The sequence below is a fragment of the Streptomyces sp. NPDC001020 genome, from assembly GCF_053599115.1.
In genome coordinates this window covers 31992-54115 of the sequence record NZ_JBSFLQ010000025.1, presented here as the reverse complement: position 1 = coordinate 54115, position 22124 = coordinate 31992, and the positions used below count along the sequence as shown (strand labels likewise).

The window sequence follows — 22124 nt, the reverse complement described above, 5'->3', positions numbered from 1 at the left end:
GCCCCGGGAGGAGCGGTCAGGCCTGGCCGACGAGTTCGTAGCCGGCCTCGTCGACGGCGGCACGCACCGCCTGCTCGGTGAGCGGGGCGGTGGAGGTGACGGTGACCTCACCGGTCTTGGCGACGGCTATGACGGAGGTGACGCCATCCAGGGCGGATATCTCCTTCGAGACCGAGCCTTCGCAGTGGCCACAGGTCATGCCCGACACCTTGTACACGGTGGTGACGCCGATGCCCTGAACATCGATCGTGGCGCCCGAGCTGCAGGAACCGCCGCAGCAGGAGCTGGAGCTCGTCTGTTCGGTCATGGCTTCTTCCTCCGGGTTATGTATGTGTGGGTCGGTTCTGAGGCTGACCGGGGATTCCCCGACGCGTCCCGACTACGGGAATTATACCCCCGAGGGGTATCTTTCTCTCTGTAACGCTGCCCACACGGAATGCCCGTACCGTGTCGCTTTCACTAACGTACTTAGTAGCGGAACACCGGCAGGCGCCGGTGGTCACGGGCCGACGGCCACCCGACAGTCGCGGCACCGCTCCACTCGTCGACCAGAGGTTCCTGGTGGACCAGAGATTCAAGGAGTCCCGTGGACAAAGAAGCCACCACAACCGGACCGCAGAACTTGCAGCATCCCCGCTTCGCCCGCCAGTACCTCAAAATCGCCGCCGAGTCGGACCGCCGCGGCGGCACCACGCACCGGCGTCGGCTCCTGGCCGGCCTGGCCGGACGGGTTCTCGAAGTCGGCGCCGGACAGGGTCGCAACTTCCCCCACTACCCGGCCACCGTCACCGAAGTCGTCGCGCTCGAGCCCGACAACACCCTCCGCGCCGTCGCCGAGCGGGCAGCCGCCGGTGCCCCTACGTCCATCACGCTCAGCACCGGCCACGCGGGAGAGCTCCCGGGCGGACAAGGGGAGTTCGACGCCGTGGTCTTCTCGCTCGTGCTGTGCAGCGTGGGCGACCCGGCCGCCGCCCTGTCCGAGGCGGCACGCGTACTGCGGCCGGGCGGCCAGATTCGTTTCTACGAACACGTACGCTCTCCGCACCGGCTCGGCGCCCTGCTGCAAGACGCCGTCACCCCGCTGTGGCGCAAGATCGGCGGCGGTTGCCACCTCAACCGGAACACCGAGGCGGCCATCCGCGCCGCCGGATTCACCGTGGACGCCGTCGACCGCTTCCGGTTCTCGCCCATCGGACTCGTCCCGCCCTTCCCGCACATCATCGGCGCCGCCACCCGGCCCTGACCATGAGGCTCAACTCCAGGTCCACGCTAGCGGTTTGATAACTATTTCACCCCGCTCGTTGACTGAGCACAGCGTGCTGGGAACGGTGAGCCGATCAAGCTGCTCCCGTCTCTCCCGAGGAGTCCGCGTGACCGATACTGCGAACCACGGCTCGGCCGCACGGCGCCCCACGCGTCGCATGCTGCTGCGGGCCGCAGGGCTGATGGCCGGCCTGGCCGCCACGGGGTCGTCAATCCCTGCTGCTGCGGCCGCCGCCGACGGCACCGCGACCGAGTACCGCGACCGCGAGCTGCGTGGCGAGTGGATCGCCACCGTCGCCAACATCGACTGGCCCTCAAGACCCGGGCTGAGTCCCGACGTACAGCAGGCGGAGTTCATCGCGCTGCTCGACCATGCCAGATCGATAGGGCTCAACACGATATTCGCGCAAGTCCGCCCGGCCGCCGATGCGTTCTGGCCGTCGAGCTACGAGCCGTGGTCGCAGTACCTGACCGGCACTCAGGGTCAGGATCCCGGCTACGACCCGCTGGACTTCATGGTCAAGGCCGCGCACGACCGCGGGCTGGCCCTGCACGCGTGGTTCAATCCGTACCGCGTCTCGTTGCAGCCCGACGTCACCAAGCTCGTGCCGGACCATCCGGCACGGCTGCACCCGGAATGGGTCGTCTCCTATGGCGGCCAGCTGTACTACAACCCCGGTATCCCGGCCGCCCGCGCCTTCGTCGAGAACGCCATCATGGACGCGGTGGAACGCTACGAGATCGACGGCGTCCACTTCGACGACTACTTCTACCCCTACCCGGCGGGCGGCCGGGACTTCCCCGACGACGACGCCTTCGCCGAGTACGGCGCGGGCTTCACCGACCGGGCCGCCTGGCGTCGGCACAACGTGGACCTGCTGGTACAGGAGGTGTGCGACCGGGTACGCGAAGTCCGGCCCGAAGCGGCGTTCGGCATCAGCCCCTTCGGTATCTGGCGCAACGCCTCGAGCGACCCACGGGGCTCGGCCACGGGCGGCACTCAGTCCTACGACGCGCTCAACGCCGACAGCCTGGGCTGGGTACGCAACGGTTGGTTGGACTACATCGCCCCGCAGCTTTACTGGAACATCGGTCTCCCGGTGGCCGACTACGCCGTCCTCGCGCCGTGGTGGGCGCAGGCGGTCCGTGGTACCGATGTGCAACTGTGGATCGGCCAGGCCGTGTACAAGGTCGGTGACCCCGCCCAACCGGCCGCCTGGCAGGAGCCGGCCGAGCTCTCCCGGCACCTGACGACGGACAAAGGACTGCCGGAGATCAACGGCGAGATCCTGTTCAGCGCCACGGACGTGACCGCCGACCCCATCGGCGCGATCAGCCGGCTGACCGCCGATCACTGGCAGCGGCCCGCGCTGCCACCGGTCCTGCCGAGGCTGGCCCACGGGCCCGCACCACTGCCCCCGCTCGCGTCGGCAACCAGGACCGCCGACGGCGCGATCCGGATCGAGGTGCGCTCCCGCGGCAACCACGTCCCCGCGCTGTACGCGCTGCGCCGGCACACCGCCGCTGACAACGGCCTCGTGGCATTGCTGCCGGGTACCCGCCACGCCCAGTGGACCGCTCCGGCAGCCGCGGAAAGCGCGACCTACACGGTCACGTCGGTGGACCGTGCCAACCGCGAGAGCTCGCCTATAACCGTTCGGTTGCCTCGCCGCTGACACATCACCACTTGCGGCCCGGCCCTCGATTTCTTCCGTTCTCGGGGCCGGGCCGGTCTGCGGAGCCGGTCTGCGAAGCCACGGGGAGAGGACGCCGACCGGTATGACGCCGGCCCCGGCGGCATGTAGCTGTGGAGTGGCCGGTCAGCAGTGGGCTAACGACGAGGGCTGTCGCGGGCATCACCTGTCACGGAAACGTCGGCCGTGGCCCGAGCAGCAACGCCGCGAGCTGGAGATACGCCTTGTACGTCTCCGGGGTCAGCCAGGACAGTTCGACGGTGCTGCCCATGGCGAGGTGACCGTCGCGGGGAACGGTGACGAGGCCGCGGCAGCGGGAGCTCAGAGCCCGCTTGGTTGCCGGGTCGAGGTTCCAGCCTGCGGCGGGACGGCTGTGATTGAGCACGACGACCGCGTCCCGGACCAGGTCCATGCGGTTGAGGGCAAGCAGAGTGTCCATGGTTTGCTGGGCCTGGGTGAGCCCTGCGGGGTCCGCGCGCGAGACGATGACGACGCGGTCGGCGTACTGCAGGACCACGGGCAGTGGTGTGTCCGCGTCGACGAGGGCGAGGTCGAAATACTGCTGCGTGGCGAGAGCCACCCGGCCGAAGTCCGGGTCGGTGTACTGGACTCCTTTCGCTGGACGGGACAGCGAGTTGTTGGCCAGGACCATGAGCCCCGAGCGGTGCGGGGACAGGAACAGTTGGAGGTCCTCGAAGCTGTGCACCTCGTGCAGTGAAGAGGCCAGGTCGGACAGGCCGGCCAGCGTGTTGTGGAAGACGCGACGGATGATGCGGACCTGGCTGCCGACATGCCGGTCGGCGTCGATGGCGAGCACACGTTCCTGGCGCTGGTCGGCCAGGACCGCGCCGAGTGTCATGGTCGTCGTGGTACACCCGACCCCCTCCCTCACGCCCACGAGGGCGATCCGCAGTGGCCGCTTCAGGGGTGCCCGAATGGTTCGCGTCCACCCCTCGCTGTCTTCCATTGACGGGTCCGCCCCGTCCCGCTCGGGCGGCGCCGTGGTCTCGGACGGAGTCCAGGTCTCCTCCTCGGCGTCCGCCCACTCCGGGCCTCCCGGCAGACGTGCGCCCAGGGCTTCGGCTACTTCTTGGGCGGTCGGCCGGTCCTCGGGCTCGGTCGAGACACAACGCAGTAGCAAGTCCCTGATTTCTGCGTCGAGTTCGGTGAACTCCGGACTGCGTTCCAGGGCACCTTGCTCGTAGGCGTTCCACGCGCGACCCGTCACCGCGTGCAGCAGGATCGCGCCCATGGAGTACACGTCGCCCGCCGCGATCCGCGACTCGCCCCAGTAGGTCACCTCCGGTGCGCGATATGGGGAGCTGGCCGGTACGGATGCCGTGGACGCGCTCCATGCGCCGTCGATACGCGCCGACGTCCAGCTGATGATGTGCAGCGTCGACTCGGTGATCAGGATTGCGCCTGGTGTCAGTGAGCCATGGACGATGCCCCGGCGGTGGCAGCGGGTCACCGCGCGTGCCAGATGCCAGCCGAGCCAGGTGAACAGCGCTGTGCCGGACAGCGGTCCGGCCGCTTCCAGCACGGTCCGCAGCGTGGGAGCCGGCCGCCCGTCGGCGAGCGTGTCGAGCCGAAGGGCGAGCCACGGTGCGGGGACGCCCGCCAAGTCGCTGCCGACGACGCCCGGCGCGTACACCCCGTCCATGCGGCGCAGCGCACGACGTTCGATGTCCAGCAGTTCCTGCCCGACGGGCGACGCGAACGACGAGGACACCCGCAGGAGCACCTGCCGCCCTTCCTCGTCCTCCCCGATATAGGCCGTGGGCTTCCCAGCCGTTCCGCCGCGCTGCAGGAGCGTGTACGGACCGAGCGTATGAAAGTCCTGCAGGCGCAGCGGCTGCCAGGCAGGCGATGACTCCAGCCCCGTCGGGAGGCGTACCTCCTCGTACTCGACCACCCGCTCGGGCGCCGGTGCCATCGGCCGGGCGCCGAGGTGCGTGAGGAGGCGATCCTCCAGCCAGGCGAACGGCCGGGTACCTGGCAGCAGTTCTCCGGTGCCTGAGGGGTGTGCGAGCCAGGCCGGGAAGTCTGGTGAGCGGCCTACCAGCGTGCGCAGGCGGTCGGTGACGGTTCGGGTGGTGCGCAGCAGGTCGATCGGGGACGCCGTGTCGAGCAGGATCTCCTGGGCGTCCTTGGGAAATCCGAACCGGCGGTGCTGCACCGGGAGATGTTCGTCGGTCGACTCGACCTGGCGCATCAGGCCGCCGAGGAACACCTCGGCGAGATGAGCGGTGTCGGCGTGCCAGGGGACGGCCGACTGGACGAGCCGCATCACGGGCACGGTGAGTGGTGACACCGCGGCGAGGTGCGCGGCCAGCCGGTACGCCTCCGGTGACGCCGCGTCCCGGAAGCGTAGAACGGCGCTCGGCGCGTCCGCGCCACGGGTTTCGGCCCTGCCGCGGGGTGCCCGGCTGTGGGACGGCTCCAGCAGGGGCAACTCCGCGCTCGCACCCGGCGACGAGACGAGCCGTGACCAGGTGGCGATCGCCGGAGGATACGGTTCGAGCACGGGGATGGGCACGCCCGTGAAGTCATCGCCGAGCCCTGGGGGCAGCAGCGGGTCTGTCACCTCCCAGGTGTCGTTCGCCGCTCCCCGCCGCCTGCTCGTCACGAGCCAGGGTTTCGAGCGGATCCCCGAGCCGTCCCACAGATGCGCGGGCAGGGTGTGCATGATCGCGGTCGGTCCCTGACGTGCCCAGCGCTCCAGCGCCTTCGTCATCCGCCCGTCCCGCCAGCACGCCCCGACTCCGTCGCTGATCACCAGGACCAGCGTGCGGCCCGACGGGTCGACGATCGCGGCGGGGGACAGGACCGGGGTGTGCGGGGCGAAGGGGCGGGCCCGTAGCAGCGGCGCCCGCGCCGACCGGGTGTCGAGGCCGTGCACGCGCATGGTCCGGAAGGCGCCCAACCGTTCCAGCACGGCGCGCAGTTCCATCGCCAGGCGCCGCCACAGCAGCATCGAGATGCCGTCGTCGATGAGCAGCACGAGGTTCAGCCAGCGCTGTCGCGCAGGCCGAGTCACCATGTCCGGCAGTCCGGTCTCGGCCAGTGCCGCGGCGGTGGCCTCCTCGTCGAACTCGCTCTTGAAAGGATCCGGTTGGGGCTGCTTCAGTGAGCGCAGAGCGCGCCCGAACCGCAGTTCGTCCTCCCCGAGCGCTTTCTCCTCGGGGACGCGTACGGGCATCGCTCCCTCGGGCGCGCCTGTTCGACGTTCCGTACCGAGCTCGGCGAACTCAGGCGCGCTGCGGGTGGCTGCCGCGGCGTGCAGGGCGCCGAGCAGTTGGGCGGGAGGCGGCGGCTGGGATGGAGTGTTCGGTGTGGGAAGAGCGTCTTGAGCGGGCCTCGTACCTGACGGCGTATCAGGAGGGCTGGTGCTGTCCGCTGATTCCGGTACCGGCGGGAGCGCCAAGCCCCCGTGCAGGGAGCACGCGAGCGGTGCGTCGGCGTCCGCCGGGAGCCGCGTCGCCAGCCACACGGCGTCGAGCAGTTCATGGATGGACAGGTCGAGCCCAGTGAGCTGCGCCAGCCTGCTCAGCGCGGACGGCTGCGGCTCGGGGCCGCCCGACTCGGCTGGAGCGCGCGGACGGGTGCCGTCGGACGGCATCTAGACCGCCCCGCCGAGCCGGTGCAGTACGGCGTCGAGCAGGCCGTTGGCGTCAAGGTCGACCCCGCCCTTGCGCAGGAACACCGCGTTGAGTAGCTGATCCGTGGCCAGCTCGCCGGGCGCCCGGCGGTTCAGGAAGGCATGGAGCAGATCGTCCACGCCGTCAAGGGCCCCCTCACCGAGGTGCGCGGCCACGATGTCGCGCAGCCGCGCCTCGTCCGGATCGGGCAGGTCCAGGCGTACGCAGCGGCGCATGAAGGCAGGCGGAAAGTCGCGCTCACCGTTGCTGGTGATCACCACGATGGGGAACTCCCGGCAGCGGACCAGCCCCCTGGTCACGGTGACCCGCTCACCGTCCGAGCCGTGGGTGAGGACCGAGACCTCGGACTGCCCCTCCGGCAGCCGGGACAGCTCCGGGATCTCGAACTCGCCCTCCTCGAAGACGGTCAGCAGGTCGTTGGGCAAATCCACGTCGCCCTTGTCCAGCTCGTCCACCAGCAGGACCCGCGGCAGGTCGCGCGGCACGAGGGCGGTGCCCAGGGGGCCGAGCCGGATGAAGGTGCCGATGTCGGGCTCGGCATCGCCCCGCTCCTTGCGCAGATGGGTCTCGCGGAGACGGCCGATGGCGTCGTATCCGTAGAGGGCGTCCTTGAGGACCGAGCGGCTGTTGACGGGCCACTGGAGCACCGACCCGAGGGTGAGCTCGTGGGCGATGGCATGCGCCAGGGAGGACTTTCCCGTGCCCGGGTGCCCGGTGACCAGCAGCGGGCGGCGCAGGTGCAGGGCCGCGCTCACCACATCGGCCTCGGTGCGCCCGATGAGGTACGGGCGGTGCCGGGGGCCGGCGTTCGGGGCGGCGGCGAACTGCCGCCACGGGGGAGCCTCGGGGAAGGTCACTTGCCGGGCCACGCGATCGCCGCGGAACAGCCGCCATCCGTCACTGTGCGTCATACCGCCTGCTCCGTTCCTTCCGAGGGGTCGGCGAGCTGGAGTTCGTCGGGCAACGGCAGGTCGACGTCCTCCCACACCAGAGCGGGACGCTCGGATCCCGCGCCGTGAGCGTAGGCGCGGACCCTGAAGTGCCGCAGGCGCTCCGGGAGCCCGTCGACCGGTGACTCCAGCACGATGGCATCGAGCCGGGGGCCTGCGCCGCCAGAGCCACCGGCTTCGCAAGCTTGCTGCTCTGCGCCGACTTCGCGATTCCACAGCACGATCGGGACACCCATCACGAGGCAGATGGGAAGGAGTTCGCCGCGGTGCGCGGCGCTTCCCCGCAGAAAGACGCGCGCACTGTCCCGGTGGGTTGTCTTCAGCAACCCGATGAGTTCCGCGCGCCCGCCGACGGTGTGATCGGCGACGAGCGGGGGGCTCTGTGTACGTGCCTTCCACCGCCGTTTGACGTCGAGAGCGCCCGTACGGGAGCGCATCCGTAGCTTCGGGCACCGCAGTACGAGGTGGAAGTCCTCGCCGAGCGGCGCGGGGATGACCTCGTCGGCGCCGGCCCCGTCCCACTCGTCCACCGGTAGCTCCAGCCCGTCCGGTGGCACGGACACGGCGACGAGCGAAACCCCGTCCCCCGTGCCCTCTGCCCCACCCGCGACCTCGCGGATCAGCCGGGCGATCTCCCGACCGGTACGGGGCTGTTCGGAGCCCCTTGCTGCGCGCGCGGCGGTGCCGTCGGACCGCAGCCGCCAGACCGAGCAGCGGTAGTGGTCGGCGGGGTCCTTGGCGTACCGGTCGAGTTCCACGAGAATACGGGCAGCGGCCGGGGTGGTGCGCTGAGACCATCGCTCGGCGTCGGTGCGCCGCTCATTCAGCGCCGACGGGTGTACGCCCAGGCGGCTGGCGACCCGCCTGCTCCATTCCTGAAGCGCCTTGCAGGCCAGGCCACTGGTCTCAGCGGCGACGTACTCGACCACGCGCAGCAGAGCGGGCAGCCGCGGCGTCTCCTCGGGCACCGGTGACCCGTCGCCATGCCAGTTCTCCAGCTCCCGCAGAACACCGGGCACGGCGGACGGCGTGAGGCGGGCCGACTGGAGCGACTGGGGCAGGTCGAGGTAGGGCAGGGCTGCGATCGCGGCACGGTGCAGCAGGCCCGGATCGTCCTGGACGAGATGTTCCACCTTGGCGAGCAGAGCGCGGTGTTCGGCGACCGACAGCAGCCGGGCCGCGTCGGTGAGCCGGCCCAGGGCGAGCAGCCGGTCGAGCTCGGCGCGGCAGCGCGGGTCGTCGGCCACCTTGGGAGCCAGCGACTCGGCAAGCGTGGGCAGTGCCCGCTCCATGCTGCTGAGCAGCTGCGCCAGCTCCTCCATGGAGGGCGCGGACCCGTCCGCAGGCGCGCGCAGGCCGAGTTCGGCGGCGAGCGCTCCGGCGTGCGCGGCGCGTGCCCCGGGGTCACCGAGCAGGGCCTGCAACGGTCCGACCATCATGTCGCGCACCGACTCGTCCACCCCGAGGACTGTGGGTCTCGTGTGCAGGGCGGCCAGGTGCTTCTCGGAAACCGCTCCTGCCCGGCGCAGTTCCGCCAGGATCGACTGCCAGCCGAGGCCCCAACTGCGCCGCACGGTGTGCTGCGCCGAGAACGCCACGTCCGGAGCGGTGATGCGGCCCATGACCAGGCCCACGACGGCACCGGCGTCCATCGACCACAGCGGTCCGCCGCTGTAGCCCTCGCCAATGGCAGCCCCCGACAGCTGTCCGTCGAGGTAGCCGATGCCGTCCTCGTACGCGGCGACCCGGACGTCGGCGTACGTGAACGGCTGCCCGCCCCCGTACCAGGCCCTGACCTCCTGCCCGCTCGTCATCTCCAACCAGCGCGCGGGCGCCACAGGCGGTGGGGGCGCTTCGTCCAGTTCGAGGACGGCCAGGTCGCCGTCCCACTTCAGTGAGCTGTCCACCGTGGGCCCGTACCGTTGGGATCGTGGCGGTATCCAGGCCGAGAGCCGCGCCCGCCACGTATGGGTGGCGGGCAGCGCCGGAAACGCCACGTCGAGCACGACGTTTCCGGGGTCTTCCGGGCTGAGAGCGCGTAGTCCGAGGGCGAGATTGACGACGTGGGCGCAGGTGAGCAGAGACCGGCCCAAGAGGTACACGCCCGCGCCGACCGTGCGCGCCTGGTCCTTCGACAGCACCTGGACGAGCGCCCCGCGGGCGTCCGCCGGGCGCCCGTCCGGTGCCGCTGCGAACCAGGTCACGTCTCGGTCCCGCGGGGAATCTGCCAGGTGGCCGAAATGGTCATACTGGCCTGGCCGTTGGCGCCGACGATGCCGATCTTCAGGTCCTGGCCGATCTGTATCCCGAAGTCGACGGAGATCTCGTGCGGCGGGTCGGGGATGCCCCGCACCGAGTCATGCACCTGCTGCAGCACGGGGCCCAGCGGGCTCAGCACCGTCCGCAGGGCGTCCGTGGCCAGCGCCCCGACGCGCGCTCCGCGCCCCACCGGAGTCACTCCGGCCATGCCCTCCGGCAGATCGGCACCGCCGTCCGGGGGCGTAGGCGCCTCGCCCGCCGGCGACAGCTCCAGGCGTACCTGCGCACCGTCGTCGAGGGCGAACTCCATGTAGTCAATGTGTCCCACAACCAGCATTGTGCCGATCAATGGACCGTGCGAACACGGGAGTTGCGAAAGACCTCGCATGTAATCCGTGAACTACGGGTTCCGGACGGGTTTTGCCCGTGCCGTGATGGGACGCACCTGTCGACGTTCAGCCTCCCGGATGGTCGGCCGACGGCTCATGCGCGGGCCCCGTGCTGCTCGCCGTCGGACCGAGCTGTGTCGGATGTGACCTGGTAGGACAACAGTTGCTGGAACAGGCCTTTCTGCTGGGAGAGTTGCCGGTATGTGCCTTCCTGTACGATCCTGCCCTCGTCGAGGACCACGATCCGGTCGGCCACGGCGACGTTGGTGATGCGGTGGGTCACCAGCAAGACCACCCGGTCTCGTGCCAGGTCCCGCAACCGCTGGAAGATCCGGTACTCGGCTCGGGGGTCCAGGTTGGCGGTGGGTTCGTCGAGGACCAGCAAACCCGCCTCACGGAAGAACGCCCGTCCGAGAGCGATGCGTTGCCATTGGCCACCGCTCAGTTCCTCCCCGTTGAGCCACTCCCGGGCGAGAAGGGTGTCCAGGCCGGAGCCGAGCTTGTCGACGACCTCGTCGGCGCCGGCGGCCTCGCACGCTTCACGCACCGCCGTATCGCCGCGCGGCGACGGCTGTCCGAGGGTGATGTTCTCGCGCACGGTCAGGGGCCAGTGAGCGTAGTCCTGTGGCACCAGGGCCACCTGCTGCCACAGTGCCTGCGGGTCGGCGTCGCCAGTGGGTGTGCCGTCCCACAGCACCTGTCCGTCAGTGGGCAGGTAGAGTCCGCTGACCAGCTTCGACAGTGTCGACTTTCCTGAGCCGTTGAAGCCGACCAGGGCGGTGACCTCGCCTCGTCGCAGAGTGAGCGAGACATCGGTCAGCGCGTTGCGGTCCTTGCCCGCGTAGCGGTGGGAGAGCGACTGGATCTCGATCGTCTTCGGTGGTGCGGGCCGGTGCGAGCCCCGGCGCATGCGGAATCCGCCGGCCTTGTCCAGGAAGCCGCTCCAGTCGTCCATGTACAGGCCGGTGCGCACGGCTCGTGCCCCGACAGCCACCAGTCCGCGGACCGACTGCCCCACCGTCTGCAGCGCGAAGACGGCCGTCCCGGCATGTCCGACGCTGATGCGACTGGTTGCCAGCAGCCACACGACCGCCGCCCACACGAGCGCCGACCCCATGCCTCCGCACAGCGCGCCGACCAGGGACATGCGGGCCCCCTTGTCGGCCGCGGCCCGGTCCTCGCGGTTGATCCGGGCGACCGTCTGCCGGTACCGGCCGGACAGGAAGGCTGCCATGGTGCCGGCACGGATCTGGTCGGCGGCCTCCTTGGTGTAGATGTGCCAGCGCAGCACCGACAGCATCCGGTTGTCGCCGTTGCTGCGCAGGTTCGCCAGGTAGCGCACCCGTGCGGCGCTGACCTGGGCCAGTGCCTGCGGGAGGCTGGCGGCCACCAGAAGCGGAAGGAGCACCCAGTGCACGCCCGCCAGCACGACGGCCCCGGCGAGGAAGGAGGCCGACGAGGCGATCAGGTCCTGCCCCTCGTCGATCAGGTCCCCGGTGACCTGCGCTCCGCGGTCGGCGGCCTCACGATCGCGGTTGAAGTCGGGCTCGTCGTAGGCGCACAGCTCCACCTCGGCGCAACCGGTGAGCAGCATCAGCTCGGCCTCTCGCGACATCAGCGGACCCAGCCGTGAGGAGAGCCAGGCGACGATGATTCCCAGGAGTGCTCGCACGCCGGATGCGCCGGCCAGAAGGGCCACGGACGGCCAGGCCTGCAGGAGCCGGTGGTAGACGTCCCCGCTGGTCAGGAGAGCGGTCAGGGTGCCGCTGATCGCAACCAGGCCCAGTGCCTGCATCACACCGGCGACCGCCTGGCACACGAGGAGGCCGACGGTCGCCGCCCGGTCGACCCGCCAGGCCAGAGCCAGCGACCGGCGCACCAACTGCGGCAGGCGCCTGGCCATGTCGCGCATCCGGATCGAGCGGCCGGCCGCCTCACGACTGCCCGTCAGGTCCACGTACCGCATCTGAGACCCGGGTGAGGTCGCCTCCGCAGTCTTCGGTGGTACGCCTGATCCGTCCCGCGGTCCGGAAGACTCTCTTGTGGACGGAAGCGGCGGCGGGGAGGTGCGCGCCCGCGGGACATCGCCGGTGGACCCATCGGTGGGCTCGCTCATGCCGCCCACCCCGTATCCGGTCGTGCTGAGCGGATGGCGCTGTCAGCGCTGCGGTTCATGGTGCTGCTGGGCTGCCGTTCGAATCCAGGGGGCCGGTGAGCAGGAGCGGGAGCGGGATGCATGGCGTCCTCCATCTGGGCGGCGAAGTGGCACTGGTGCTCTAAAAACGCGCCGGAGTCGCATCCGTTACGGCCCTTTCGAGGACAGCTTCCGAACAGATGTTTCTTTCGCCTGTGTTGGGCGTGCAGGCTGCGGGTGCGACGTCGACCGGTAGTTGGCCTTCTCGTTCGATAGTTGGCCCGCTCCCTCGGTCAGGCGATCCAGAGGCGTCGTTTTCTGATCAAGTACGGCATGCCGCACGAGGGGCATGAGCGGGGCTGCTGTGCAGGTCGCTCCGAGGCCCGGCACCGCCCCGCCCCTCGACAGCCCTCGCAAGGACAGGCAGTTTCCGGATTCGTCTGATCGCGCGTCACCGGCAGCGAACGCGCCGAGGGTTTGAGGTCCTCATCGAAGGAAAAAGCAACAGTGCTTATATAAGTACTGTTACGATGCGCCGCATGGCCGACACCCCCGCGCTCGACCCGACGCAGCAGAGCCTCTGGCGGCCCCTGCGTCTACTGCAGGCGTCCATGGACGCCGACATCGCCCAGATCCACTCCGAGCAACAGATCGACGGACTCAAGCCCAGCTTCGTCATGGAGTTGCTCCGGCTTCACGCCTGCGGGCCCATGACCATCGCGGAACTGGCCGAGTCGGTTCAGCGCACACATTCGGCACTCAGTCAGAAGGTCGCCGCGATGCGCACGGCCGGCTGGGTTCAGACCGTCGTGGGTGACGACGCGCGCACCAGGAAGGTGACGCTCACCGACAAAGCCCGTCGCGTCATGGATCGCCTGGCGGCGGAATGGCGGGCCACCGAGGCCGCCGTCGCTGACCTGGAAGCCGAGATTCCCTACCCGCTCTCCCAGGTCGTCACTGATATCGAGCGGGCTCTGGAGCGCAGGAGTTTCCACGACCGGATCGCCGAGAAGCTGGCAGAGGATCCCGCATGGGGCTGAAGCGCACGCTGATCGACGTGACTCCGTTACGGTCGGCACCACCGTTCCGGCGGTTGTGGATCGGCCAGACCCTGTCCGGTTTCGGCAGCCAGACGACGCTCGTCGCCGTCATGTTCCAGGTCTGGCAAATGACGGAGAGCCCCACCTGGACGGGTGCCGTCGGGCTGGCCCAGGCGATTCCGCTCGTCGCGCTCGGACTGTTCGCCGGATCGCTCGTCGATCGAGTGGACCGCCGGAAGCTCTACCTGCTCACGACCAGCGGGCAAGCCGTGTGTTCGCTCCTCCTCGCACTCCAGGCCTTCCTCGGGCACGTTCCTGCCGCCGGCGTGCTGGGGCTCGTCGCGCTCCAGTCATGCTTCGTCGCAGGCGGTGGCCCGGCCTCGCGCACCTTCATCCCGCACCTTTTACCCAAGCACCAACTGGCCGCAGGGCTGGCGTTGAGACGAATCGCCTTCCAGGGCGCCATGCTGGTCGGCCCCGCGCTCGGCGGATTGATCGCGGGCGCTCTGGGAGTCGGCGCCTGCTACCTGATCGACGCCTTGACGTTCGTCGCCGCGCTCTACGGTGCCTTCGGCCTGCCCCGGATGAACCCCGGAGGAGAGCCCGCACGGCCCGGCCTGCGCGGAGTACTGGATGGCCTGGCCTTCTTGGGCCGCACCCCCGTCATTCGCGGCGCCCTGCTCACAGACCTGGCCACCACCGTGCTGTCGATGCCCATCAGCCTGTTTCCCTTGATCAACGCCGAACGGTTCGGCGGCAACCCACGCACCCTCGGACTGTTCCTCACGGCCATCGCCGTCGGCGGCGTTTCAGCGTCACTCTTCTCGGGAACCTTCACCCGTCTTCCCCGCCCCGGCCTGGTCATGCTCGGCGGATCCGCCACCTGGGGCGGAGCGTTGACGCTGTTCGGCATGTCACCCAACCCATGGGTCGGTTTGGCCTTCCTCGTCATAGCCGGCGCCGCCGACACCGTCTCCGTCGTCTCCCGGAGCACCGTCGTCCAGATGCACACCCCCGACGAACTGCTCGGCCGCGTCAGCGCAGCCGAACAGATCGTCGGACAAGCCGGACCCGACATGGGCAATATGCGCGGCGGCCTCGTGGCAGATGCCACCTCGGGAGCAGCAGCCCTCGTCAGCGGTGGCCTGCTCTGCCTCGGGGCCGTGGCCGTGGTGGGCGCCACGACGGCAGACCTGCGCAGTTCCTCCGCGCCCTCCTCTTCTGCCCAGACAGCCCCGACCCAGTAGGCGGAATCAGGACACAGTTAGGGGTCGATCACACCGCCCGGCGGGAACCCAGGCCCCTCCATGGCACTGCCCCGAACGGATTTGGGACACGTCGGGGCGTCTGGTCGAAGTTCGTACGACGTTCTCACGGTCCGACCGGTCCGCGGGCGCCCTGACCGGGACGGCACTCTTGACACATGCACGCCGTTGCACCGTTCCTGTCGTAATCGCGGCGCATGGTTGATCGTTGGGCCGAGCATCGATGCATGCACGGACAACGATTGGCAGGGGGCGCACATGACCATCAGCCGCAGGGCACTTCTGGCCGCGGGAGTGGTCGCGGGCGGTGGGCTGCTCACCGCCTGCGGGAGCAACACCGGGCGCGGGGACGGCGACGGCTCAGGGCCGGCGCTGTCGCACTGGTACCACCAGTACGGTGAGACGGGCGCCCAGCAGGCGGTGAAACGGTACGCGGCCGCGTACAAGAAGGCGCAGGTCACCGTTCAGTGGCGGCCGGGTAACTACGATCAGCAGACCGCCGCCGCCCTCCTCACCGACTCCGGCCCGGACGTCTTCGAGGTCAACGGGCCCACGCTCGACCAGATCCAGGGCGACCAGGTCGTCGACCTCACCGACCTGCTCGACGGCGTCAAGGACGACTTCAACCCGGCGGTGCTCGCCCCGAAGACGTACGACGGGAAGATCTGGGGCATCCCGCAGGTCATCGACATGCAGATGCTCTACTACCGCAAGAGCCTGCTGAAGGACGCCGGCATCGAGCCGCCGGACACCCTCGACGCACTCGTCGACGCCGCGCGCGAACTCACCACGAAGAAGGTCAAGGGCCTCTTCCTCGGCAACGACGGCGGTGCGGGTGTCCTCGGTGGAACCCCCTTGTACGCGGCCGGGTTGCGACTCGTCACCGACGACGGCAAGCCCGGCTTCGACGACCCGGCCGCCGCCCGCGCCCTGGGCAAGTTCCACCAGTTGTACGCCGGCAAGTCCCTCCTCCTCGGCGCGCCCGCCGACTGGGCCGATCCATCCGCCTTCCTCCAGGGGCTGACCGCCATGCAGTGGTCCGGCCTGTGGGCACTGCCCCAGGTGCAGAAGGAACTCGGTGACGACTTCGGCGTCCTGCCGTTCCCCAAGGACGGCCCGTCCGGCCGTCCCAGCGTGCCGGTCGGCGCGTACGGCGCCGCCGTCAGCACCCGCAGCCGACACAAGGAGGCCGCCAAGGAGTACGTGAAGTGGCTGTGGGTGGAACAGACCGACGACCAGGAGGATTTCGCGCTCTCCTACGGCTTCCACATTCCGGCCCGCATCTCGCTCGCGAAGAAGGCCGCCAAGCTGAAGACGGGCGCCGCCGCCGACGCCGTGCGTTTCACCACCGACCACGGCTACGCCCAGCCGCTGCTGTGGACCCCGGCCGCGCAGACCGCCTACCAGGACGCGCTGAGCCGGATCATCAAGGACGGCGCGAACCCGGACAACGAGGTGAGGACGGTCCTGCGGAAGGTGTCGGACGAACTCGCCCGCGTACAGAAGAAGAAGCCGTGAGCCAGGGGGTCGTGAGCCGTCGGCGCACCCTCTGGTTCTGGATCTTCGTCGGGCCGTTCGCCGCCGGACTCGCGCTGTTCACCTACGTCCCGCTGCTGTGGAGCGTGGGCCTGAGCTTCTTCGACGCGCACAACACCGTCACACCCACCCACTTCGTGGGCCTGGACAACTACACGGCCATGCTGTCGGACGACGCGTTCGTCGACAGCCTGCGCACCTTCCTGCTGTTCACGGCGTTCATCGTCCCGGCCACGTACGTCCTCTCGCTGGCCCTCGCCCTCATGGTCAACCGGGTGCGGCGGGCACGGGCGTTCTTCCGGTCGGTGTTCTTCCTTCCGGCCGCGTGCAGTTATGTCGTCGCGGCCCTGATCTGGAAGATGTCCATCTTCAACGGGGTCAGGTTCGGACTGGCCAACACCGTCCTGGACCTCTTCGGCGCAGACCCGGTGGCCTGGCTGTCGACCACCGACCCGCCCTGGTACTGGCTGGTGATCGTGACCGTACGGCTGTGGCTTCAGGCCGGCTTCTACATGATCCTGTTCCTCGCGGGACTCCAGCGCATCAACCCCGTGCTCTACGAGGCCGCTGCCGTGGACGGTGCCCGCCCCGGCTGGCAGGTGCTGCGGCACATCACCCTGCCCCAACTGCGCGCCACCTCCGTCGCGGTGGTACTGCTGCTCGTCATCAACGCCTTCCAGGCCTTCGACGAGTTCTACAACCTGCTGTCCGACGCGAGGGGTTACCCGCCCTACGCCCGCCCGCCGTTGGTCTACCTCTACTACACCGCCCTCGGCCAGGGGCAGAACCTGGGCCTGGGCAGCGCGGGCGCGGTGATACTCGCCCTGATCATCGCGGTCGTCACAGTGGGGCAGGCCCGTTGGTTCGGGCTGGGAAGGAAGGACACCGATGGATGACGCCCTGGTACGTGCCGGGCGGGCGCTGCGGCTCGCCCTGCTGATCGCGCTCGCCCTGCTCTTCCTGGTCCCCTTCTATCTCCTGCTGCGCAACGGGTTGTCCACCGAGCAGGACATCACCTCACCCGACTGGACCTTCTTCCCCTCCGATCTGCGCTGGGGCAACGTCCGCGAACTCTTCGACGACGGCTCCGTCCCGTTCGCCCGCTCGCTGCTGAACTCCGCGCTGATCGCCGTCGCCACCACGCTCGGCACCCTCGTCCTGGCCTCGCTCGCGGGCTACGGCCTCGCCCGCATTCCCTACCGCCACGCCGACAAGGTCTTCTACGCCATCCTCGGCACCCTCATGGTCCCGGCCGCCGTCACCTTCGTCCCCAGCTTCGTGCTGGTGTCGTCACTGGGCTGGATCTCCACACTGCGGGGCCTGATCGTCCCGACCCTCTTCTCCGCCTTCGCCTGTTTCGTCTTCCGTCAGTACTTCCTCGGCTTCCCCAGGGAACTCGAGGACGCCGCCCAGGTCGACGGGCTCGGCTACTGGCGGACGTACTGGCTGGTCGTCGTACCGAACGCGCGCCCGGTGTTCGCGGCCGTCGGAACGATCGTCTTCATCGGCGCCTGGAACGCGTTCCTGTGGCCACTGGTGATCGGACAGGACCAGAGCGCCTGGACGGTCCAGGTGGCCCTGTCCTCCTTCACCACCGCCCAGGTGGTTCGCATGCATGAACTGTTCGTGGCTGCAGCCGTGTCGATCCTGCCGCTGCTGGCCGTGTTCCTGTGCTTCCAGCGGTGGATCGTGGCGGGGGTGGAGCGGACCGGGATCGACTGAGACGTCGGGCACCGGGCATGGGCGGGCAAGCGTCATCGTTCCGGCGCCGCACCGATCTGACGGAGGACCGAAAGGCTGTCGAAGTAGTCCCGCTCACGGTAGATGAGCCCGTCGCGCACCTCGATGACATGGCAGGCGTGCGACACGACCGTTTCACCGGTCGGTGGAATGTCCCCGAACGGGCCGAGGTGGGTCCCGCGGCACACCACCTCGACGACGGAAACGGTGTCGGCGTCGCCGGAGTGGAAGGCCCGGTAGGAGAACCGCACATCCGGAAACGCGGTGTGCAGGTGGCGCATCACGGCGACCGGGGTGTCGGTTTCCGGGAACTGCCTTCCGGTGTTGTCGGTGTAGACGTACTCCGGGTGGTAAAGCGATCTCATCTCCTCCCAGCCGTAGTTCTCAATGGTCTCCCACTGCCGCCGGTGAAGCTGGGTGGCAAGCATCATGCGCGCTCCCGTGCTGAGTGATCATCGTGATGGTGATCAGTGCGCTAGGAGCGCCGGGAACGGCGAACCATCACGCATCCGGGTTGACTTCGCACTACGGAGCGCTGCCCACGGTCAGCCGGCACTTGTCGAAGCCGAAGCCCGCCAGAGGAGAAGGCACCCGTACTCGGGACGGCGGCGCCGACCGGGTCGCGTGGGGCCGTAACCTGCGGCCTGGTGTTCGACGCCTGACGCGGATCTTAAGGTGATTGCTGTACAAGGGGCTGTCGGTACTTTCGGCACCGGGAGGCACAGGCAGTCGTCACGGCGTGCCTCCTGGTGCGCGGGGCAAGGCGTTCGGGGTGCCGAGGAACGGGTGCGAGAGGGAAGGCGGGAGATGGGCGAACCCCGGAGACAGCGGTCGTGGCGGTGGCTCAGCGTGGTGGTCTTCGTCCTGGCCGTCTATGTCATCGTGCGCGCGGCCAACTCCCCGCAGGCCAGTGGGCCGCCGTCGCCTGAGGGATCCGCCTCCGCGTCGGCCTCGCCGACCGGTCCCTCGGCCTCGGCGACCCCCTCCGTGTACGACCCCGCCGACTTCGCCTCCCAGGCCCGTGCCCGAGCCCGCCAGACCGGTATCAGCGCGCAGTTGCTCATGGCGATCCTCTACAACGAGGCCTACAAACCCCACGATCCGGCCTTGGAGCGAGCCTGGCAGCGGCACAAGCCCGACGCGGCCTTCGGTATCGCGAACATGCACCGTGCCGCCTTCGACGAGGTCAAGCGAGGCCGCGACTTCGCCGACCGGCGCTGGGAGGAGTTGCCCGACGACCGTGATCTGGCCATCGAGGCCGAGGCCTGGTACCTGCACGACCTGGCGGCCCGACTGCCCGCCCAGTGGCCCGCGTCCTACACCAGGGACGAACTGCTGGCCCTCGGCTACAACACGGGCGCGGGCAACATGCTCGCCTTCGCCCGCGGCGCGACACCGGGCAGCCAGGCCCAGTCGTATCTCGACAGACTGCACGCCAACTGGGCCAAGGCCGGCAAGGCGGTCGCCCCTTAGGGGGACTCGTTCGCCGGAGGAGGGCCGCCTCGTCCGGTCGCGGGCGAGATCCGGACGGCCCTGTCCATAGGACGGGTCGGAGCAGGGGCGCCGTCGCGAGGTCGGGCGGCCGCGCGCCACCGAGGTCGGGAGGGTGGGTGGAAGCGGAGGAGGCCGGCCGCGACGTCAGGTATGTCCCGGCTCCGGGCGGGTACACGAGAGGGGCGCGCCCGGAGGCGATGGTTCCGGCGCGCCCGTCCGCCACTATCTGGGGATCTGCCATGGACATACCCGACAAGAACCACGACCAGACCGCGGCGCAGGAAGCGCTCACCACACTCGCGGCGCACGCCGGGGACATGGAGGCGCTGGACACGCTGGCCGGGAGCGATGTGCTCGTCCCGGTGCCGGACGACGCCACCGAGGAGGAGGCCGCCAACCCCAACACCGTCGCGCTGCCCGTCCTGCAGCAGCCGGACGGCGAGGAGACGGTGCCTGTGTTCACCTCGGAGACGGAGATGGCGGACTTGCTGCCGTTCGTCTCCCGCTACCGGCTCGTGCCGCTCGGTGCGCTGGCCTCCCAGTGGCCCACCGGGGATCTCACCCTCACCATCGACGCGGCCTCGCCGCACAGCCTGACGCTCAACTCCGACGGCGTCCGCACACAGTTGGCCCGGCCCTAGCTAGGGGCAAAAAGGGGGCAGCAGGAGCAGTACTAACCGTTCAGCGTGCGGGCCAGGGCCTCGCGTTGCAGCGGCAGCACCTCGGCGTGCAGTTCGCGGCCCTTCTCCGTCAGGGCGACCCACACCCCCCGACGGTCCTCCTCGCACACGGAGCGCCGCACCAGGCCGTCCTTCTCCAGTCTCCCGATCAGCCGGGACAGGGCACTCTGGCTCAGATGGACGCGTCCGGCTATGTTCTGCACCCGGCACTGGTCGCCGCGCGCCGGCGCCTCGGCGGCGAGGATGTCGAGCACCTCGAAGTCACTGGCGCCGAGCCCGTGCGGATGGAGCGCACGGTCGATCTCGCACATGGTGCGCGCGTGCACCGACAGGATGTCCCGCCACTGTTCCTCCAGCCGGGGACCGGTCGTGTTCGCCATACCCGCACGGTAACAGACAAAGACGAGTTCGTTTACAGTGCAACTAGTGCGCTTGCAACAAGTACCCCTCGTCAGGTGCGGCCCGGAAATGGAACGCGCCGGCCCGCGCCTCTCACGACACCGGCTGACACCGCGTGTGCGAGGCAGCCGTGCCCGGGGTTAAGCTGTTCGCCGGCCGCGAACGTGTCTCGCGGCGCGGCGGTGGGGCCCGCCGTATCCCAACCGCGGCAGTGCCCGCCGCCAACGGTCCCTACTTGCGATCGAGCGTGCCCCTCCCCAGGGCCCCGGCGAGTAGGAGAAGTACGTCGATGACAGTCCCGCACCCCAAGAGTGCCGACGCGCTCGGCGCCACCGCGTCCGAGTCCTCCCCGAGGCCGTCGCCCTGGCAGGGGCAGGGGCCCGTCGTGGCGGTCGTCGCACTCGGCGGAGGCATCGGCGCCGGCGCCCGTTACGCCGCCTCGCTGTTGTGGCCGGTGGGGACCGGTGGTTTCCCCTGGGCCATCTTCGGGGTCAACCTCGTCGGCTGTGCCGTGATCGGCGTCTTCATGGTCGTGATCACCGAGGTGTGGGCGGCCCACCGGCTGGTGCGGCCCTTCTTCGGCACCGGTGTGCTCGGCGGCTTCACTACTTTCTCGACGTACGCCGTCGGCGTCCAGGAACTGGTCGGCGCGGGCCATCCGCGCACCGCGCTCGCCTATCTGTTCGCGACCCCGCTCGGTGCCCTGACGGCCGTATGGCTCGCGATGACGGCCGCCCGTCGTGCCCTGGCGTGGCGGCAACGATGAACGAGATGCGGGACCGGCGACCGGCGGAGACGACACGGCCGGCCAACAGGGCCCTGCGGCTGACCGTCTTCATCGGCGAGCACGACCGGTGGCACCACAAGCCCCTCTATGCGGAGATCGTGCATCGCGCGCATGCCGCGGGCCTTGCCGGCGCGAGCGTCTTCCGTGGCATCGAGGGCTTCGGCGCCTCCTCGCTCATCCACACCTCGCGGCTGCTGTCGCTGAGCGAGGAACTGCCCGTGGCCGTCGTCATCGTCGACACCGAGGAACGCGTCCGCGCCTTCCTGCCACAGCTCGAGGAACTCGTCACCGACGGACTGGTCACCCTCGACGACTGCGAGGTCATCCGGTACGCGGGGCGCCACGACGTACCGCGCACGGCGGACGGGAAAGGTGAGAACCCGTTGTGAACTGGCTGCTGGTGATCGTCGGCGCCATGGTCGGTGCGCCCCTGCGCTACCTCACCGACCGTGCGGTGCAGCTCGGACACGACACCGTCTTCCCCTGGGGCACCCTCGTCGTCAACGTCATGGGTTCCGCGATCCTGGGCCTGCTGACCGGTGCGGTCGCGGCCGGTCACGCCTCGCCCCACCTGCAACTCCTGATCGGCACGGGCCTGTGCGGAGGGCTGACCACATACTCGACCTTCTCCTACGAGACCCTGCGGCTGACCCAGACCGGTGCGGGGTTCTACGCCGCTTTGAACGTCGTCGCGAGTGTGGCGGCGGGACTCGGCGCGGCCTTCGTCGGGGTTTCGTTCGCCCAGGCATTGTGGCGCTAGCCGGTGGATGTCGCCGCGCGTAGTAGAAACGTCCAAAGCACCAGCGTCGAGAGCACTGCCGGCCAACTCCTC

19 protein-coding genes and 1 pseudogene are annotated in these 22124 nt (G+C 69.5%); 12 read left to right on the top strand and 8 right to left on the bottom strand.

Translation table 11 applies throughout. The features are described from left to right. Positions 1 to 16 precede the first annotated feature (16 nt). The gene (locus tag ACWDEX_RS23450; protein ID WP_450465781.1) at positions 17 to 307 is read right to left on the bottom strand and encodes a heavy-metal-associated domain-containing protein; all 291 of its coding nucleotides are present in this window, start codon (positions 305 to 307) and stop codon (positions 17 to 19) included. Between the two features lie 279 nt (positions 308 to 586). Between ACWDEX_RS23450 and ACWDEX_RS23445 the strand changes: the two genes are divergently transcribed. After that, a complete protein-coding gene (locus tag ACWDEX_RS23445; RefSeq protein ID WP_450465780.1) occupies positions 587 to 1243 on the top strand; it encodes a class I SAM-dependent methyltransferase in 657 nt (218 codons plus the stop codon). A gap of 178 nt (positions 1244 to 1421) precedes the next feature. Then, positions 1422 to 2621 (top strand): annotated as a pseudogene (locus ACWDEX_RS23440) (glycoside hydrolase family 10 protein); the annotation flags it as partial. A gap of 505 nt (positions 2622 to 3126) precedes the next feature. Here ACWDEX_RS23440 and ACWDEX_RS23435 read toward each other — a convergent pair. From ACWDEX_RS23435 to ACWDEX_RS23415, 5 genes are all read right to left on the bottom strand, one after another. Further along, a complete protein-coding gene (locus tag ACWDEX_RS23435) occupies positions 3127 to 6579 on the bottom strand; it encodes an SAV_2336 N-terminal domain-related protein (RefSeq protein WP_450465779.1) in 3453 nt (1150 codons plus the stop codon). After that, entirely contained in the window at positions 6580 to 7530 is a 951-nt protein-coding gene (locus ACWDEX_RS23430; protein ID WP_450465778.1) for an AAA family ATPase, read from the bottom strand. Then, a complete protein-coding gene (locus ACWDEX_RS23425) occupies positions 7527 to 9773 on the bottom strand; it encodes a VMAP-C domain-containing protein (RefSeq protein WP_450465777.1) in 2247 nt (748 codons plus the stop codon). Before ACWDEX_RS23425 ends, ACWDEX_RS23430 begins: the two co-directional genes overlap by 4 nt. Beyond that, the gene (locus ACWDEX_RS23420; RefSeq protein ID WP_450465776.1) at positions 9770 to 10156 is read right to left on the bottom strand and encodes a CU044_2847 family protein; all 387 of its coding nucleotides are present in this window, start codon (positions 10154 to 10156) and stop codon (positions 9770 to 9772) included. Before ACWDEX_RS23420 ends, ACWDEX_RS23425 begins: the two co-directional genes overlap by 4 nt. A gap of 155 nt (positions 10157 to 10311) precedes the next feature. After that, complete coding sequence (locus tag ACWDEX_RS23415) at positions 10312 to 12183, bottom strand: ABC transporter ATP-binding protein (protein ID WP_450465775.1); 1872 nt, start codon at positions 12181 to 12183, stop codon at positions 10312 to 10314. A 707-nt stretch (positions 12184 to 12890) separates the two neighbouring features. On the opposite strand from ACWDEX_RS23415, the gene ACWDEX_RS23410 reads away from it, so the two are divergent. The 5 genes from ACWDEX_RS23410 (at position 12891) to ACWDEX_RS23390 (ending at position 17914) form a co-directional block, all read left to right on the top strand. Continuing rightward, on the top strand, positions 12891 to 13391 hold the full coding sequence (locus tag ACWDEX_RS23410) for a MarR family winged helix-turn-helix transcriptional regulator (protein ID WP_450465773.1): 501 nt from the start codon (positions 12891 to 12893) through the stop codon (positions 13389 to 13391). Next, entirely contained in the window at positions 13382 to 14638 is a 1257-nt protein-coding gene (locus tag ACWDEX_RS23405) for an MFS transporter (protein WP_450465772.1), read from the top strand. Before ACWDEX_RS23410 ends, ACWDEX_RS23405 begins: the two co-directional genes overlap by 10 nt. 276 nt (positions 14639 to 14914) lie before the next feature. Further along, complete coding sequence (locus ACWDEX_RS23400) at positions 14915 to 16174, top strand: ABC transporter substrate-binding protein (protein ID WP_450465771.1); 1260 nt, start codon at positions 14915 to 14917, stop codon at positions 16172 to 16174. 11 nt (positions 16175 to 16185) lie between these two features. Continuing rightward, a complete protein-coding gene (locus ACWDEX_RS23395) occupies positions 16186 to 17088 on the top strand; it encodes a carbohydrate ABC transporter permease (protein ID WP_450465850.1) in 903 nt (300 codons plus the stop codon). Next, a complete protein-coding gene (locus ACWDEX_RS23390) occupies positions 17081 to 17914 on the top strand; it encodes a carbohydrate ABC transporter permease (RefSeq protein ID WP_450465770.1) in 834 nt (277 codons plus the stop codon). The genes ACWDEX_RS23395 and ACWDEX_RS23390 overlap by 8 nt, the downstream gene beginning before the upstream one ends. A 32-nt stretch (positions 17915 to 17946) precedes the next feature. Here the strand turns inward: ACWDEX_RS23390 and ACWDEX_RS23385 are convergent, their stop codons facing one another. After that, complete coding sequence (locus tag ACWDEX_RS23385) at positions 17947 to 18363, bottom strand: ester cyclase (protein ID WP_450465768.1); 417 nt, start codon at positions 18361 to 18363, stop codon at positions 17947 to 17949. A 376-nt stretch (positions 18364 to 18739) separates the two neighbouring features. Between ACWDEX_RS23385 and ACWDEX_RS23380 the strand changes: the two genes are divergently transcribed. Further along, positions 18740 to 19405: a lytic transglycosylase domain-containing protein gene (locus tag ACWDEX_RS23380; protein ID WP_450465767.1), complete on the top strand. Its 666-nt coding sequence runs from the start codon at positions 18740 to 18742 to the stop codon at positions 19403 to 19405. 260 nt (positions 19406 to 19665) lie between these two features. Beyond that, on the top strand, positions 19666 to 20067 hold the full coding sequence (locus ACWDEX_RS23375; RefSeq protein WP_450465766.1) for an SseB family protein: 402 nt from the start codon (positions 19666 to 19668) through the stop codon (positions 20065 to 20067). A 32-nt stretch (positions 20068 to 20099) separates the two neighbouring features. On the opposite strand, the gene ACWDEX_RS23370 is transcribed toward ACWDEX_RS23375, so the two are convergent. Continuing rightward, entirely contained in the window at positions 20100 to 20486 is a 387-nt protein-coding gene (locus tag ACWDEX_RS23370) for a MarR family winged helix-turn-helix transcriptional regulator (RefSeq protein WP_450465765.1), read from the bottom strand. 308 nt (positions 20487 to 20794) lie between these two features. On the opposite strand from ACWDEX_RS23370, the gene crcB (ACWDEX_RS23365) reads away from it, so the two are divergent. From crcB (ACWDEX_RS23365) to crcB (ACWDEX_RS23355), 3 genes are read left to right on the top strand one after another with little or no spacing between them, the layout of a single operon-like run. Further along, a complete protein-coding gene (crcB, locus tag ACWDEX_RS23365; protein WP_450465764.1) occupies positions 20795 to 21271 on the top strand; it encodes a fluoride efflux transporter CrcB in 477 nt (158 codons plus the stop codon). Further along, positions 21268 to 21681 (top strand): DUF190 domain-containing protein, encoded by a 414-nt coding sequence (locus ACWDEX_RS23360; RefSeq protein ID WP_450465763.1) that lies wholly within the window; start codon positions 21268 to 21270, stop codon positions 21679 to 21681. Before crcB (ACWDEX_RS23365) ends, ACWDEX_RS23360 begins: the two co-directional genes overlap by 4 nt. Then, a complete protein-coding gene (gene crcB / locus ACWDEX_RS23355; protein WP_450465761.1) occupies positions 21678 to 22052 on the top strand; it encodes a fluoride efflux transporter CrcB in 375 nt (124 codons plus the stop codon). Before ACWDEX_RS23360 ends, crcB (ACWDEX_RS23355) begins: the two co-directional genes overlap by 4 nt. Positions 22053 to 22124 lie beyond the last annotated feature (72 nt).

Bases quoted from the DNA above. Each gene is read 5' to 3' on its own strand.
- ACWDEX_RS23450 (WP_450465781.1), bottom strand. From the start codon at position 307: ATGACCGAACAGACGAGCTCCAGCTCCTGCTGCGGCGGTTCCTGCAGC.
- ACWDEX_RS23435 (WP_450465779.1), bottom strand. From the start codon at position 6,579: ATGCCGTCCGACGGCACCCGTCCGCGCGCTCCAGCCGAGTCGGGCGGC.
- ACWDEX_RS23430 (WP_450465778.1), bottom strand. From the start codon at position 7,530: ATGACGCACAGTGACGGATGGCGGCTGTTCCGCGGCGATCGCGTGGCC.
- ACWDEX_RS23415 (WP_450465775.1), bottom strand. From the start codon at position 12,183: ATGCGGTACGTGGACCTGACGGGCAGTCGTGAGGCGGCCGGCCGCTCG.
- ACWDEX_RS23410 (WP_450465773.1), top strand. From the start codon at position 12,891: ATGGCCGACACCCCCGCGCTCGACCCGACGCAGCAGAGCCTCTGGCGG.
- ACWDEX_RS23405 (WP_450465772.1), top strand. From the start codon at position 13,382: ATGGGGCTGAAGCGCACGCTGATCGACGTGACTCCGTTACGGTCGGCA.
- ACWDEX_RS23400 (WP_450465771.1), top strand. From the start codon at position 14,915: ATGACCATCAGCCGCAGGGCACTTCTGGCCGCGGGAGTGGTCGCGGGC.
- ACWDEX_RS23390 (WP_450465770.1), top strand. From the start codon at position 17,081: ATGGATGACGCCCTGGTACGTGCCGGGCGGGCGCTGCGGCTCGCCCTG.
- ACWDEX_RS23385 (WP_450465768.1), bottom strand. From the start codon at position 18,363: ATGATGCTTGCCACCCAGCTTCACCGGCGGCAGTGGGAGACCATTGAG.
- ACWDEX_RS23380 (WP_450465767.1), top strand. From the start codon at position 18,740: ATGGGCGAACCCCGGAGACAGCGGTCGTGGCGGTGGCTCAGCGTGGTG.
- ACWDEX_RS23375 (WP_450465766.1), top strand. From the start codon at position 19,666: ATGGACATACCCGACAAGAACCACGACCAGACCGCGGCGCAGGAAGCG.
- ACWDEX_RS23370 (WP_450465765.1), bottom strand. From the start codon at position 20,486: ATGGCGAACACGACCGGTCCCCGGCTGGAGGAACAGTGGCGGGACATC.
- crcB (WP_450465764.1), top strand. From the start codon at position 20,795: ATGACAGTCCCGCACCCCAAGAGTGCCGACGCGCTCGGCGCCACCGCG.
- ACWDEX_RS23360 (WP_450465763.1), top strand. From the start codon at position 21,268: ATGAACGAGATGCGGGACCGGCGACCGGCGGAGACGACACGGCCGGCC.